Origin of the sequence: Nonomuraea composti (assembly GCF_012034275.1) — a bacterium.
GTDB classification, from domain to species: Bacteria; Actinomycetota; Actinomycetes; order Streptosporangiales; family Streptosporangiaceae; genus Nonomuraea; species Nonomuraea composti.
Map to the genome: position 1 here is coordinate 556,195 of NZ_JAATEP010000001.1, position 14,274 is coordinate 570,468.

At 73.7% G+C, this 14,274-nt stretch carries 14 protein-coding genes; 11 read left to right on the plus strand and 3 right to left on the minus strand.

Translation table 11 applies throughout. The features are described from left to right. Window positions 1–153 precede the first annotated feature (153 nt). The 8 genes from HCN51_RS02435 (at window position 154) to HCN51_RS02470 (ending at window position 8,394) form a co-directional block, all read left to right on the plus strand. Window positions 154–3,054, plus strand: a complete 2,901-nt coding sequence (locus HCN51_RS02435; RefSeq protein ID WP_168006215.1) for a response regulator — start codon at window positions 154–156, stop codon at window positions 3,052–3,054. A gap of 77 nt (window positions 3,055–3,131) precedes the next feature. Next, entirely contained in the window at window positions 3,132–3,518 is a 387-nt protein-coding gene (locus HCN51_RS02440; protein ID WP_080040523.1) for a hypothetical protein, read from the plus strand. Further along, window positions 3,518–4,396 carry a WXG100-like domain-containing protein gene (locus HCN51_RS02445; RefSeq protein WP_168006217.1) on the plus strand — a complete coding sequence of 293 codons (879 nt, stop codon included), beginning with the start codon at window positions 3,518–3,520 and terminating at the stop codon, window positions 4,394–4,396. The genes HCN51_RS02440 and HCN51_RS02445 overlap by 1 nt, the downstream gene beginning before the upstream one ends. 8 nt (window positions 4,397–4,404) lie before the next feature. Further along, window positions 4,405–4,719, plus strand: a complete 315-nt coding sequence (locus HCN51_RS02450) for a YbaB/EbfC family nucleoid-associated protein (protein ID WP_168006219.1) — start codon at window positions 4,405–4,407, stop codon at window positions 4,717–4,719. 90 nt (window positions 4,720–4,809) lie between these two features. Next, window positions 4,810–5,715 (plus strand): ATP-binding cassette domain-containing protein, encoded by a 906-nt coding sequence (locus tag HCN51_RS02455; protein WP_168006229.1) that lies wholly within the window; start codon window positions 4,810–4,812, stop codon window positions 5,713–5,715. After that, window positions 5,712–6,530: an ABC transporter permease gene (locus tag HCN51_RS02460; protein ID WP_168006231.1), complete on the plus strand. Its 819-nt coding sequence runs from the start codon at window positions 5,712–5,714 to the stop codon at window positions 6,528–6,530. Before HCN51_RS02455 ends, HCN51_RS02460 begins: the two co-directional genes overlap by 4 nt. Before the next feature lie 62 nt (window positions 6,531–6,592). Next, entirely contained in the window at window positions 6,593–7,759 is a 1,167-nt protein-coding gene (locus HCN51_RS02465; RefSeq protein WP_346433502.1) for a sensor histidine kinase, read from the plus strand. After that, on the plus strand, window positions 7,750–8,394 hold the full coding sequence (locus HCN51_RS02470) for a response regulator (RefSeq protein ID WP_168006236.1): 645 nt from the start codon (window positions 7,750–7,752) through the stop codon (window positions 8,392–8,394). Before HCN51_RS02465 ends, HCN51_RS02470 begins: the two co-directional genes overlap by 10 nt. 4 nt (window positions 8,395–8,398) lie before the next feature. On the opposite strand, the gene HCN51_RS02475 is transcribed toward HCN51_RS02470, so the two are convergent. Next, window positions 8,399–9,142: a sulfotransferase family protein gene (locus HCN51_RS02475; protein ID WP_346433503.1), complete on the minus strand. Its 744-nt coding sequence runs from the start codon at window positions 9,140–9,142 to the stop codon at window positions 8,399–8,401. Window positions 9,143–9,243: 101 nt separating this feature from the next. Here HCN51_RS02475 and HCN51_RS02480 point away from each other — a divergent pair, with 101 nt between their 5' ends. Both HCN51_RS02480 and HCN51_RS02485 read left to right on the plus strand, forming a co-directional pair. Then, entirely contained in the window at window positions 9,244–10,059 is an 816-nt protein-coding gene (locus HCN51_RS02480; protein WP_168006240.1) for an aldo/keto reductase, read from the plus strand. 93 nt (window positions 10,060–10,152) lie between these two features. Further along, complete coding sequence (locus HCN51_RS02485) at window positions 10,153–11,280, plus strand: acyl-CoA dehydrogenase family protein (RefSeq protein WP_168006242.1); 1,128 nt, start codon at window positions 10,153–10,155, stop codon at window positions 11,278–11,280. 33 nt (window positions 11,281–11,313) lie between these two features. Here the strand turns inward: HCN51_RS02485 and HCN51_RS02490 are convergent, their stop codons facing one another. Next, window positions 11,314–12,105, minus strand: coding sequence for a maleylpyruvate isomerase family mycothiol-dependent enzyme (locus HCN51_RS02490; protein WP_168006460.1), 792 nt, complete (start codon window positions 12,103–12,105; stop codon window positions 11,314–11,316). Window positions 12,106–12,171: 66 nt separating this feature from the next. On the opposite strand from HCN51_RS02490, the gene HCN51_RS02495 reads away from it, so the two are divergent. Continuing rightward, complete coding sequence (locus HCN51_RS02495; protein WP_206066413.1) at window positions 12,172–13,086, plus strand: MerR family transcriptional regulator; 915 nt, start codon at window positions 12,172–12,174, stop codon at window positions 13,084–13,086. Here the strand turns inward: HCN51_RS02495 and HCN51_RS02500 are convergent. Further along, window positions 13,076–14,053, minus strand: coding sequence for an NADP-dependent oxidoreductase (locus tag HCN51_RS02500; protein WP_168006244.1), 978 nt, complete (start codon window positions 14,051–14,053; stop codon window positions 13,076–13,078). The two genes, HCN51_RS02495 and HCN51_RS02500, sit on opposite strands and share 11 nt — an antisense overlap. Between the last annotated feature and the right edge of the window lie 221 nt (window positions 14,054–14,274).

Consider the following 14,274-nt stretch of genomic DNA (forward strand, 5'->3'; position numbering starts at 1 on the left):
CCACGCTCCTCGTCATTCTGGTCGATCACTGCAGCTTAGGCGGGTTTTATTAAAAAAGATCGTCTTTTGCTCGTTCTGCTCACGGAGAACCGGCGCGCGCGCCGGTTTCCTCCTAATCTGTACCCGAGCGAGTGGGGGGAGGGACGGACGCCCGTGCGATGGTTGCTCGCGGTGACGGCCCTGTGGACGCTGCTCGGCCTGCTGCCCCTGGCGCTGCTCACCTCCTCCAGCATCTCCCTGTCGGAGAACGCGATGTTCGACGAGGTCGGCGACCGCGTCAGGACCACCGCGTCGGTCAGCAGGGTCGTGGTGGACCAGCAGATGGCCTCGCTCAAGCAGCTCGTCACGGGCTTCGCGCAGCGGCGCGAGGTGCGCGAGGCGGTGGACGAGGTGACCAGCGCCACGATGCGCGACTGGCTCGGCGAGCTGGAGCGGCTGCGCGACGGTGTCAGCGGCCTGATCGTCAACTCGCCCGAAGGCAAGATCAGAGGCGCGGAGCCGCCCAGCGTGCTCCCGCAGGACATCACGACCACCGACTGGTATCGCGCGGTGCGCGACCGGCGCCAGGCCCACGTCTCGCAGGCGTACACGCCCACCATGGTAGGGGTGTCGAGGGCCGTCGCGGTGGCCGCGCCCATCCCGAGCGCCGACGGCACCCGCATGCTCGGCATGTTCACCGTCGTCTACAGCCTCGACGCCATCCAGGAGTTCGCCGAGGAGGCCGCCGAGGCGCAGGACATCTCGCTGCTCATCACCGACGACGCCGGCGTGCTCGTCGCCGACCCGGGCAGGAAGCTGTTCGCGCTGACGTCGCTGCGCGAGGACCCCCGCGTGGACGCCGCGCTGGCCGGGCGGCGCTGGAGCGGCGAGTACCACGGCGTGGACGGCACCGTCCTGTCGGCCTCCGAGCCCATCCCCGGCATCGGCTGGACCGTCACCGCCGAGGTCTCCGCGAGCGAGGCGCTGGCCTCCGCCGACAAGCTGCGGGCCAACGTGCTCACCGTCGCGCTCCTGCTCGCCCTGCTCATCCTCATCGGGCTCGGCCTGCAGATCCACAGCACGCGGGGTCGCCGCCGCGCCCAGGCCAGCCTGTCCAGGACCGCCGCCGAGCTGGCCGTGGCCAGGGACGAGGCGATCAGCGCCTCCAGCGCCAAGTCGGAGTTCGTGGCCAAGATCAGCCACGAGATCCGCACCCCCATCAACGGCGTGCTCGGCATGAACTCCCTGCTCATGGGCACCCGCCTCGACGAGGAGCAGCGTTACTACGCCAGCACCGCCCAGGAGTCGGCCCACAACGTGCTGCGCCTGCTCGACGACTTCCTCGACCTGTCCAGGATCGAGGCCGGCCACCTCCAGGTCGACGACGCGCCGTTCGACCTGCCGCGCCTGTGCGACGAGGTCGTGGCGCCGTTCGCGCCGCACGCCTACGAGCAGGGGCTCTGGCTCACGCTGCGGCTCGACGAGAACGTGCCGCGCCAGGTGTCCGGCGACCCGGCGCGCCTGCGCCAGGTGCTGACGAACCTCGTCGGCAACGCGCTGAAGTTCACCTTCCAGGGCGGCGTGGACCTGCACGTCGCCCTCGACGAGGGCGCGCCCGGCGACGAACGGGTGGTGCTGCGCTTCGCGGTGGCCGACACCGGCATCGGGGTCGGGCCGCAGGACAGGGAGCGCGTCTTCGGCGTCTTCCGCCAGGTGGACTCGCCCATTACGCGCAGGACCGGCGGCAGCGGGCTCGGGCTGGCCATCAGCAGGCAGCTCGTCGAGCTCATGGGCGGGCACATCGGGCTCGACAGCGTGGAAGGCGTCGGCAGCCGGTTCTGGGCCACGCTGCCGATGGACGTCCTGACCTGGTCCGAGCCGGGCGCCGGGGTGCTGGAGGGGCGGCGCGCGCTGGTCGCCGACCCGCGCCCGGAGGACCGCACGCTGGCCGCGCGCTGCCTGGAGCAGGCCGGGGCCGAGGTCGAGGAGGCCAGGGACGAGGCGTCGGCGCTGGCCCGCCTGCGTGCCGCCGCCGCGGACGGGCGGCCGTACGAGCTGGCCGTGGTCGCCCTCGACCTGGGCGCGGGCCTGGGGAACGCCGGCTACGGGAGCGCGGGCGCCGTGGCCCCGGGGCAGGCCGAGCCGGGCGGCGGGCCGCGCTCGCTCGCCGACGTCATCCTCAGCGACCCCTCGCTCCAGGCCACCAGCGTCATCGTGGTCATCACGCCGGGCCGCTCCGGGTTCGCCTGGCCGGGCGCGGCGGGGGAGCGGGCCGTGCAGTCGATCACCCGGCCGCTCAGCCGCCGCCGCCTGCTCGCCGCCGTCGAGAACGCCCTCGGCCTCGCCGAGTGCGACGGCGAACCGCGCGAGGGCGTGCCGCCCGCCGGCCTGACCGAGGGCGCCCGCATCCTGGTGGCCGAGGACGACGAGGTCAGCCGCCAGGTGGCGATGCTCGTGCTGGGCCAGGCCGGGCACGAGGTGGACGTCGTGGACGACGGCAGGCAGGCCGTGCGCGCCGTGCTGGCCGGCCACTACGACCTGGTGTTCATGGACTGCCAGCTCCCCCTGCTCGACGGCCTGGCCGCCACGCAGGAGATCAGGGAGCGCGAGGAGAGCCACACCCCGATCATCGCGATGACCGCCGCCGCCATGCCGGACGACCGGATCCGGTGCCTGGAGGCGGGCATGGACGACCACCTGGCCAAGCCGGTCGACTGGCCGCGCGTGCTGGCCAGGATCCCGGAGTGGACGGCCTCGGCCGGGCTGCCGCCCGAGCTGGCCGGGCTGTCGCAGGAGGCGCTGGCCGACGTGGCGCGGGCGTACCTGGCGACCGCGACCCGCACGTTCGAGGAGCTGCGGCAGGCCGTGCGGGACGGCGACCAGGAGGCGGCGGCCGGGCTGGCGCACCGCCTCAAGGGCGCCTGCGCGACGGTCGGCGCGACCCGCGAGGCCGAGCTGTGCGAGCTCATCGAGGACGCGGCCCGGGCGGGGACGGCGGCCGACGGCGATCTCCTGGAGGAGCTGGGCGGGCTGCTCAACAAGGTGCCCGGATGGATGAACGCCGCGTATTCGTGACTGAACGCGCCCTTAACACCGCAGAAATTCACCGCCGTTAGGGTGCGTGAACAGTTGTTTTCCCGTTTGGAGGGTTAATGGCGGATTTGTCCGGCGAATCGGGCAATGACGGGGTCCTCATCGACTGGACGTCCATCCGCAGGCTCGCCCGGCTCTTCGACCGGACCGGCGACGACGTGACGGCCCTGCTGCGCACCTCCTCCCCCCTCGCCACCACCTCCGACCTGGTCGGCGGCGACGACGAGGGCCGCGCGTTCGCCGAGTGGTACGCCGACGGCTACGACTCCCTCGCCGACGCCCTGCGCCGCATCGCCGACAAGAGCTTCACCTCCGCCGCCGGGCTGCGCGACTTCGACGCCCTCTGGGACTACCTGGAGCTGCAGATCATCCGTACCCTGCCGGAGATCCCCGACCTCCCCGCGCCGCCGATCCCGCAGGCCCCGCCACGGAAGGAGGGCGCCTGATGTTCGACCCCTTCCAGGCGCTGGCCTGGTTCGCCGGCGTGCACGTGCCGGCGGCCGACGTCACCAACCTGCGGGCCAGGGCCACGGCGCTGCGCGAGCTGGCCGCCGCCATCGGCACGCTCGCCCGCGACACCGGCACCGCGGTCGGCCAGGCCCGCCTGGCCAACGACAGCCGCACGGTGTCGCGCTTCGCCGACGTCTGGCCGTACGAGCTGGGCCCCCGCTACGCCGCCCTCCAGGAGGAGATCGAGGACCTGGCGGCCGGCTGCGAGGAGTACGCCGAAGCCGTCGAGCGGCACCGCGAGCAGCTCCTCGTCATCGGCACCCAGCTCGCCGCCATGGCCTTCACCATGCTGTTCGGCTACGTCTACCCGGCCGCCAGGATCGCGGCCGAGCAGGCGTTCAAGTGGCTCGTGGCCAGGGCCAGGCTGGAGCGCACGATCTTCCAGAAGATCGCCAAGATGATCCTGGAGCAGCGCGTCCGCAACCGCCGCGTCGGCACCTACCTCGTGCGCGAGGGCCTCGACGCGCTGGCCGACTCCGTCGTGTGGGCCGGGCTCAAGACCGGCGTGCACGCGGCCAGCTCCGCCGCCACCGGGCAGCCCATGGGCAACCTGTGGGAGTACGCGGGCAAGCACTTCGTCGCCGAGCTGGCCTACAACGGCGGCATCAAGGCGCTCAGCGACGTCAGGACGTTCTTCCCGCCGAACCGCGTCACCGAGACCGCGCTCGGCACCGGCCCGGCCGGCAAGTTCTTCCGCCGCACCCTGTCGGCCGCCACCGTCTACCCCCTGGTCGCGAGCGGGAGCCTGTCGGACGAGGGCGCCCTGCGCTCGGCGCTGGCCCACGCGCCCAGGGCGTTCCTCCTCAAACGCTAGGAGCCGCCATGACGACGACACCGCCGCGCACCGGCGACCCCGAGCTCGACCACGCCCTCGCCGAGCTGGCCGCCCGCACCACCCGCCTGGAGGAGGTGAGCCGCCTGCTGAGCGAGACGACCGGGCGCGGGGAGAGCGCCGGCGGGCAGGTGGCCGTCGAGCTGTCGGCCACCGGCTCCCTGGCCGGGCTGCACCTCGACCCCCGCGCCCTCCGGCTGGGCTCCCACGGCCTGGAGGAGGCCATCACGGAGGCGTTCAGGCGGGCGGAGGAGGACGTCGCGCGCCGCTCCCACGACCTCGCCAGAACCGCCTTCGACCCCTGACGGCCCCGCGCGCTTTACGGTTTTCCGCCATCGAGGTCGGCGGGCCGCCCCCATGGCCGCCCGCCCCGCCCCCTCCTAGCGTGAGGGAGCGTGATCAGTCTCAAGGGTTTGACCAAGAGGTACGGCGACCGGCTCGCGGTCGACGACCTCACACTGGAGCTGAGACCGGGCACCGTCACCGGTTTCCTCGGCCCCAACGGCGCCGGCAAGTCGACCACGATGCGCCTCGTCCTCGGCCTCGACCGTCCCACCGCCGGCACCGCGCTCGTCGGCGGCGTCCCGTACCGGAAGATCAGGAACCCGCTGCGCACCGTCGGCGCGCTCCTCGACGCCCGCGCCGTCCACCCCGGCCGCAGCGGCCGGGCCCACCTCGTGGCGCTGGCCCGCAGCAACGGCATCCCGCGGCGGCGCGTGGAGGAGGTGCTGGAGACGGTGGGCATGGCGGGCGCGGCGCGCAAGCGCGCCGGGACGCTGTCGCTCGGCATGAGCCAGCGGCTAGGGATCGCGGCGGCGCTGCTGGGCGACCCCGAGGTGCTGATGTTCGACGAGCCCGTCAACGGGCTGGACCCGGACGGGGTGCGCTGGGTGCGCGGGTTCATGCGGTCGCTGGCGGCCGAGGGGCGCACGGTGTTCGTCTCCAGCCACCTCATGAGCGAGATGCAGCTCACCGCCGACCACCTCGTCGTGATCGGCAAGGGGCGGCTCATCACGGACGCGCCGCTCGCCGACGTCCTCAAGGGCAGCTCGCTGACGGCCGTGCTCGTCCGCACCCCGCACGCCGGCGACCTCGCGGCGCTGCTGCGCCGGGCCGGGATGGCGGTCGAGCGGTGCGGCGAGAACGAGCTGGAGGTCACCGGGGCCGCGATCGAGCGGGTCGGCGACCTGGCGCACGAGGCCGGGATCCGGCTGCACGAGCTGCGCGCCAAGGAGGCGTCGCTGGAGCAGGCCTACCAGGAGCTGACGTCCGGCAGCGTCGAGTACGGGGTGGGCGCGTGACGGCGACCCTGTGGCGGACCGCCGGGGCCGAGTGGGCGAAGCTGTGGTCGGTCAGGGCCACGTGGTGGTGCCTGGCCTGCGCGTTCGCGCTCACCGTGCTGATCGCCGTCACCCTCGGCGGCGCGTCCGCGACCGGCGCCCTGCGCGAGCACGACGGCGACGCCGGCGCGGCCGGGGCGGCCGGGGTGCGGGTCGTCGCCAGCGAGGCCGTGGTCTCGGCCACCTCGTTCGTGCAGTTCGCGCTGGTCGCGCTGGCCATGCTGGCGATCACCTCCGAGTACGCCTCCGGCGCCATCCGCGTCACCTTGCAGGCCACGCCCGTGCGCGGGATGGTGCTGGCGGCCAAGGCGCTGGTGGTGGGTCCGGTGATGTTCGCCGCGGGCGTGCTGTCCGGGGCCGTGGCGACGGCGGTCGTGTACGCGGTGCTGTCGGCCGACGTGTTCGGCGGGCTCGTGGTGCTGCCGGCCGGCGACGCCGTGGCCGATCTGCTGGGCACCGGGGTGTTCTACGCGCTGGTGTCCGTGACGACGCTGGGAGTCGGCGCCGCGATGCGCGGCGCGGCGGGCACGCTGACGGTGATGTTCATGCTGCTGTTGGGGCTGCCGCTGGTGATCCTCATGACCGGGGTGCCCGCGCTGCTGGACGCCTCGCTGCGGATGCCGACGTTCGCCGGGCTGGCGTTCATGGGCAGCACGGACAACCTCACCGGCGGGCCCATGCCGTACCCGGCGGGGGAGGGGCTGCTGTGGCTGCTGGCCTGGGCGGCGGCGGCCATGGCGGCGGGCCTGGCCGTCCTGCGCCGCCGCGACGCCTGATGACCGTGCGTCATGCGGGGCCGACGACCGTACGCCCTGGCGGGCGCCTAGACTTCACGCCCGTGTCAGGCACCCGCATCGCCCGCCTCCTGGCCGGGGTCGTTCTCGGAACGGCTCTCGGCGCGGCCGAGCTGATCTTCCTGGGCGTCGCGGCGCCCGCCGCGCTGATCCCCGCGCTGCGGCCCGCCGCCGCGCGCGGGCGCGCCCGGCTGACGGCGCTGGAGCGGGCCCGCCTGTCGCGCTGGCTCGGGCACGAGCCGGCGCGGGCCGACGGCGGGTACGCCTTCCTCGCCGCCCGCGCCGCCCTGGGAGTCCTCGGCGGCTACCTCTGCGCCAGCACCCTGTTCCTCACCCTGCTGCTGCTGTGCGGCGGCACGTGGGACCTGGTCTGGGGCGAGTCCGAGCCCGTCCCCCTGGAGCTGCCGGGCGTGAAGCTCGTCACCAGCGGCGGCGCGCTCGGCATCACGGCCGGGCTGGCCCTGCTCGGCGTGCTGATCCTCATGGTCGCGGCCGCCGCCGCGCTCGATCGCCGCCTGGCCGCGCACTTCCTCGGGCCCACGGGCGAGGAGCTGATGCGCCGGCGCATCGCCGAGCTGACCGAGACCCGTTCCGGCATCGTCAGGGCGGTGGACGACGAGCGGCGCAGGATCGAGCGCGACCTGCACGACGGCGTGCAGCAGCGCGGCGTCGCCCTGGCCATGCTGCTCGGCCGCGCCCGCCACGCCATCGGGACCGCGCCCGCAGCGCGTCAGGACGGGGTCGCCGAGCTGGTGGCGCAGGCGTACACGGAGTCGCGCCAGCTCCTCGACGAGCTGCGCAGCGTCGCCTGGCGCATCTACCCGACCGCGCTCGACGAGCTCGGCCTGCGCGCCGCGCTGGCCGGCGTGGCCGAGCGCGCGGGCCTGCCCGTCACCGTGCACGACGGCCTGACCGCCCGCCCCGTCTCCGAGATCGAGACCGCCCTGTACTTCGTGGCCCGCGAGGCCATCACCAACGCGGTCAAGCACGCCGGCGCCCATGACATCCTGGTGGTCCTGACCGAGGACGAGCGGACGGTGAGCGTGGCGATCTCAGACGACGGCGGAGGCGGCGCCGACCCGTCCGGCGGCGGCCTGTCGGGGCTGGCGCGGCGGGTGCTGGCGCTCGACGGCACGTTCACCGTCGACAGCCCGCCCGGCGGCCCCACCAGGGTCACCGCGACGCTGCCGAAGGCGCCGCCGTGCGGGTGATCCTCGCCGACGACTCCGTGCTGCTGCGCGAGGGCCTGACCCGGCTGCTCGCCGACGCGGGCCACGAGGTGGTGGCCGCCGTCGGCGACGCCCCCGCACTGCTCGACGCGGCCGGACGGCACCGCCCCGACGTGGCCGTCATCGACGTGCGCATGCCGCCCGAGCACAAGGACGACGGGCTGCGAGCCGCGCTGGAGATCCGCGAGCGGCTGCCGGGCGTCGGCGTGCTCGTCCTGTCGCAGTACGTCGAGCCGCACTACGCCGCCAGGCTGCTGGCCGGGTCCCCGGAAGGGCTCGGCTACCTGCTGAAGGACCGGGTCTCCGAGGTGGCCGAGTTCCTCGGCTCGCTGGAGCGGGTGCGGGCGGGCGGCACGGCGTTCGACCCGGAGGTGGTGCGGCAGCTCATGGCCCGCACCACTCGCACCGACCCGCTGAGCAGGCTCAGCCCCCGCGAGGGCGAGGTGCTGCGGCACCTCGCCCAGGGGTTCGTGAACGCCGCCATCGCCGAGCGGCTGCACGTGTCGCTCAGCACGGTGGAGAAGCACGTCAACGCCATCATGGACAAGCTCGACCTGCCCCGCGACCCCGGCTACAGCCGGCGCGTGCTGGCGATCCTGCGGTACCTGGAGAGCTGAGCGCCTAAGCGTTCGTGGTGAACGACGGGTGCGAGACGTCGCCCCGCATCAGCCGGCCGAGGAACTCCCGCATCGACTTGCCGTCGTTGAGATGCGGGAACGGCTCGTCGGGCACGTCCACCTCCAGGAACCGGCACAGCGGCTCCCACCCCTCCCGCACGTCGAAGACCAGCAGGCGCTCCGGCGGCAGGCTCTCCTTCACGGTGGCCGTGTGCCGCTCGAACGCCGCCACGGCGGCGTCCTCGTCCACCGGCCCGTCGGCCATGGTCCGGCCCGGCCCGAACGTGGCGGCGGCCATGCGGTCGAGCACCGGCCGCATCCGGCCCATGCCCTCGAAGACGGCCCGGGACGCCGGGGGCAGGTCGGGCGCCGGGCCCTCGCCCATCATGCTCCTGGGCCCGTTGTCGATCAGCGTCATCATGCTCGCGTACCAGGCGCGCGGGTCGCGTACGGTGAGCACGATCTTCGCCTCCGGGTACGCCTGCGCCAGCTCCCGCCAGAAGAAGGAGGCCGGCCAGTCCTGCGTCGAGCGGAACCCGTCGAACAGTTTCCCCCAATCCGCCTCGTCGCTGCCGGCCAGCCGCGCCCAGTCGTCGGCGCGGCCCGGCTCGGTGAGGATGGTGAACATGTGGAAGCAGGGCCCGAACCCGAGCCGCTCCAGCGCGGCTTTCATGGAGCTGGTTCCGGTGCGCGGAAAACCCGCGCCTATCACGGTCAGCACATCGCACCTCCAGTGGTTCTCTACCACATAGGTCGAAATAGTGCGGGAAAGTGTGACGAGCCCCCGCAGGTTGGTGGATGTGGCCGTGGGGTAAGGAGCACACTCAGCCGCACGAAGGGGAAACGCTCATGACCGTCATGCTCGCCGACGGCCGCCCGATGCCACGCCTCGGCCTCGGCACCTGGCCCATGAACGACGAAGAGGCCCGCCAGGCCGTCACCCACGCCATCTCGCTCGGCTACCGGCTCATCGACACCGCCGCCAGCTACGGCAACGAGGCCGGCGCCGCCGTCGCCCAGGCGTCCGTGGCGCGCGAGGAGCTGTTCGTCACCACCAAGCTGCGCGGCTCCCACCACGGCTACGACGCCGCCCTGCGCGGCTTCGAGGAGAGCCGCGCCCGCCTCGGCCTCGACTACGTCGACCTCTACCTCATCCACTGGCCGCTGCCCGGGCGCGGCCTCTACATCGACACCTGGCGCGCCTTCGTCCACCTGCGCGAGCAGGGCCTCGTACACTCGATCGGCGTCTCCAACTTCACTCCCGAGCAGATCGATCGGATCACCGGCGAGACCGGCGTCGCGCCCGTCGTGAACCAGGTCGAGATGCACCCCGGCTTCCCCCAGGACGAGCTGCGCGCCTGGCACGCCGAGCACGACATCGTCACCGAGTCGTGGAGCCCGCTCGGGCGCGGCTCCAAGCTGCTCGACGAGCCCGCCGTCACCGACCTGGCCGCCGCCCACGGCCGGACCCCGGCCCAGGTGGTGCTGCGCTGGCACGTCCAGATGGGCGCCGTGCCCATCCCCAAGTCGGCCGACCCCGAGCGCATGCGCCAGAACCTCGAGGTGTTCGACTTCAGCCTGTCCTCCGAGGACCTGGCCCGCCTCGAACCGCTCGCCACCGGAGGCCGCCTCGGCGGCGACCCTGACACCCACGTCGAGCTGTGAGTAGGATCGCCTGTGGGAGCGCCGGCGCCCGCCGGTGTGACCTCCCTTCCTGACGGCGGGCCCTCCTGACGGCGGGCCGACGAGGGGGCGGCGATGACCGCGCACGACGACCCGTTCGAGGAGATGCTCACCGAGCTGGCCCGGCGCCGCGAGGAGTTCCGCGACCTGCGCCACGTTCCCAAGGACTTCGTCGACCGGCTGAAGCGGCTCGGCCTCTACCGCGTCTCCACGCCCCGGCGGTTCGGCGGCGAGCCGATGCCGCCCGCCGACTTCCTGCGGCGCGTCGAGCGCATCTCGGCCGTCGACGGCTCCACCGGCTGGGTCGCGAGCTTCGGCTGCGCGCTCGTCTACCTCGGCTCGCTGCCGCTCGACACCCAGGCCCGCCTGTACGCCGACGGGCCCGACGTCGTCCTCGCCGGCGGCCTCTTCCCCGTCCAGGAGGCCACCCCCACCCGGCACGGCTTCCTGCTCAACGGCCGGTGGAAGTTCGCCAGCGGCTGCGTGGCCGCCGACATCCTCGTCGTCGGCATCCCCGGCGACGACTCCACCTCCGGCAAGCCGCGCGGCGCGCTCGTGCCGCCCGAGCGGCTGCGCGTCGTCCGCGACTGGGACGTCGTCGGCATGCAGGCCACCGGCTCCTTCGACCTGGTCGCCGAGGACGTCGAGGTCGCCCGCGAATGGACCTTCATCCGCGGCGGCGCCCCCGTGATCGACGAGCCGCTCTACCGCTACCCCGCCATCACCTACTCCGCGCAGGCGCTCGCCGTCGTCTCCGCCGGCGTCGCCCGCGCCGCGCTCGACCTCGCCGAGGGCACCGGCGCCGGCCGGGCCGGCATCACCGGCGCCCCCAAGCTCGCCGACCGCGCCTACTACCGCGCCGGCATCGCCGAGGCCGAGGCCGCGCTCCGCTCCGCCCGCGCCTACTTCTACGAGGCCACCGGCGAGGCGTGGCAGGCCATCACCGACGGCGGGGCGGTCAGCGACGAGCAGAACGCGCACCTGCGGCTGTCCGCCGCCCACCTCGCGCGGGTCGGGGCGGAGGTGGTCGCCAAGGTCGTCTCCCTGTCCGGCACCGCCGCCATCCACCGCGCCCACCCCCTCCCGGCCCTGTTAGGCGACGTCATGGTGGTGCAGGAGCACGCCTTCCTCAGCCCCGCCATGTACGACGCCGCCGGCGCCGTCCTCATGGGCCGCCCGCCCACGGTGCCCGCCTTCCGCTGAACCCGCGCCCGTACTGACATGAGGGTGTGCTGCTCATATCAGGGTGTGCTCCAGCCAGTGCTTCAGCAGCGCCCGATCGCCCGTCACCTCCACCGTCACCTCGCCCGCCACCTCGCCCGTCACCTCGCCGGTCGGTCTGCGCCGCGCGAGCACCAGCATGACCTCGGTCAGCGTCCCCGACACCACCACGTCCGCCGGCCCGTTCCCGCGCTCCCACCGCAGCCCCTCGGGCAGCCGCGTGATCACCCACCCGTCCATCCCGTACGGCCGGAACGCCAGCCGCTCACCCGCCCCCCTCAGCAGGGCCAGCTTCGGCACCGCCGTCTCGGCGCGGGGATCGGCCATCAGCTCCATGCCCTCGGTGATCACCTCGGCCGCCAGGTCGCCGGCGATCCGGAACGCGGCGCCGGTCGTCTGCGCCGCGTCGCAGTGGTGGATCGCCGTCTCGGACAGCATCCTGCGCACCCAGAACGCGGCCGGCACCGTCCCGAAGAACGACCACGCCTGACTCTCCTCGCCCGCCTCGCGCACCGCCCCGACCAGCTCGTCCGCGCCCGCCCGCAGCCACGTGCCCCACTCGTCAGGAACGCCCGGAACGCCCGGATTCATGGCGGCCGGATCGGGCGCCGGCACCGGCCGCCCCGTGCGCACCAGTTCCGCCGCCCACCGATCGGCCAGCCCGATGTGCGCGACCAGCGTCCGCAGCCGCCACTCGGGACACGTGGGCACGACCGCCTCAGGATCGCCCCCGGCCACCGCCTGCGCGAACCCCTCCGTCTGCTTCCGCAGCCCCTCCATGAGCCGCCCAAAACCCAGCCCCGGCATCGACGTCACCCCTTTCCTGTCGGATCACGCCGCTACCGTAGGAACTCCAGTCCAGTGGAGGTTCAAGTGCCGCTGCGCGAAGAAACGCTCGGGATCGGCGAGCTGGCCCGGCTGACCGGCGTCCCCGTGCGCACCATCCGCTTCTACTGCGACGAGGGCATCATCGCGTCGGTGCGCAGCACGGGAAACCACCGCAGGTTCGACGGGGCGGCCGTGGAGCGGCTCGCCCTCATCAGGCGGCTGCGCGGCCTCGGGGTCGGCCTCGCCTCGATCGCGCAGGTGCTCACCGGCGAACGCTCCATCGCCGAGGCCGTCTCCGCCGAACGGGCCGCGCTCGACGAGCGGCTGGCCGAGCTGGCCTGGCGGCGCGCCTCGCTCCGGGCCGTCGAGGAGGCCGGGCCGGGCGAGCGTACCGGCAGGCTGGAGCTGCTGGCCGCCGTCGAGGACGCCGGCGCCGCACGCGAGCGGCTGCTGCGGTTCTGGCGGCAGCAGATGGTCTCGCCCGTCTCCGACGGGGTCTACGCCGCGTTCCTGTCCATGGCCGTCCCCCAGCCGCCCGCCGACCCCACCCCGCTCCAGGTCGTCGCGTACGCCGAGCTCGTCCACCTGGTCGGTGACCGCTCGCTCACCTCCGGCCTGCGCACCAGAGCCCTGGCCAACGCCCGCACCATCGGCGACGAGGACACCCTGATGCACGGCGTCGGCGAGGCCGTCACCCTGGCCGCCCCCTGCGTGCTGGCCGGCGAGCCCCCGCGCGAGGGGCCCGAGCTCGACCGCTTCGTCGCCGCCCACGCGACGGTCCGCCGCAGCACCGACACCCCGGCCTTCCGCCGCGAGCTCCTCGGCCGCGTCGCCGCCGACCGCGACCCGCGCGTGCGGCGCTACTGGCGGCTGGTGGGGGAGGTGAGCGGCGAGCCCGCCACGATCGGCACCATGCTCGCCTGGCTGACCGACTCCCTCGAACGCTCCGTCACACCTTGACGATCATCTTGCCCGTGTTGCCGCCCCGCAGCATGGTCAGGAACGCCTCCACCATGCCGTCCAGCCCCTCGGCGACCGTCACGTCCGCGACGACGCGGCCGCTGCGCAGGTGCGGGAGCAGGAACTCCTCCAGCTCGGGCTGAAGATGCCCGTGCTCGCGGACGAGGAAGCCCTCCAGGCGCGCCTGCTTGCCGACGATCTCGTACAGGTTGCGCGGCGCGGGCGGCGGGGCCGCCGCGTTGTACTGGCCGACCGCACCGCACCAGGCGATGCGCCCGCGCTCGCGCAGCACGCCGATCGCGGCCTCCAGGTGATCGCCGCCCACGTTGTCGAGGTAGACGTCGATCCCGTCCGGGGCCGCGGCGGCCAGCCGCTCGGGCAGGTCGCCCGCCGTGTAGTCGAGCGCCACGTCATAACCCAGGCGGGCCGTCAGGTGCGCCGCCTTGGCGGCCGAGCCCGTGCTGCCGATCACGCGGCCCGCCCCGAGCAGCCGGGCGAGCTGACCCGCGGCGCTGCCCACCCCTCCGGCCGCCGCCGAGACGAACACCGTCTCCCCGGGAGCCAGCCGGGCGACGTGCTTGAGCCCCACGTAGGCCGACAGGCCCGTCCCGCCCAGCACGCTCAGGTACGCCGTCAACGGCACATCCGGCTCCTCCGGCACGATCCGCGCGTCCTGCGGCCTGACCACCGCATGACTGCGCCACCCCTGCCGGTGCAGCACCACGTCCCCCACCGCCAGCCCGGGGGCCCGCGAATCGACCACCCGGCCCAGCGACCGCCCCTCCATGGGCACGCCGAGGCCGGTGAAGTCCATCAGCTCCCGCATGTACGGGTCCACCGACAGGTAGAGGTTCTCCACCAGCGCCTCACCCGGACCGGGCACCGGCATCGGCACCTCGACGTAGACGAACTGGTCGGCGCTCGGCCACCCCTGGGGCCGGGCCACTTGATGCACAACGACAGCCATGGCGGAGCAGTCAACCCGGGGCGCCCGCACCGGCACCAGTGATTTAGCGTATGCCTCAATGATTACGTATCGGCTGTCCGTACACGATCTCGCGAGCCTCTGTCGATGATCACCTACCGGCTGTCTGTGAACGGCCCCGCTAGCGTCCGCTGATGATCACCTACCGGCTGTCTGTGAACGGCCCCGCTAGCGTCCGCTGATGATCACCTACCGGCTGTCTG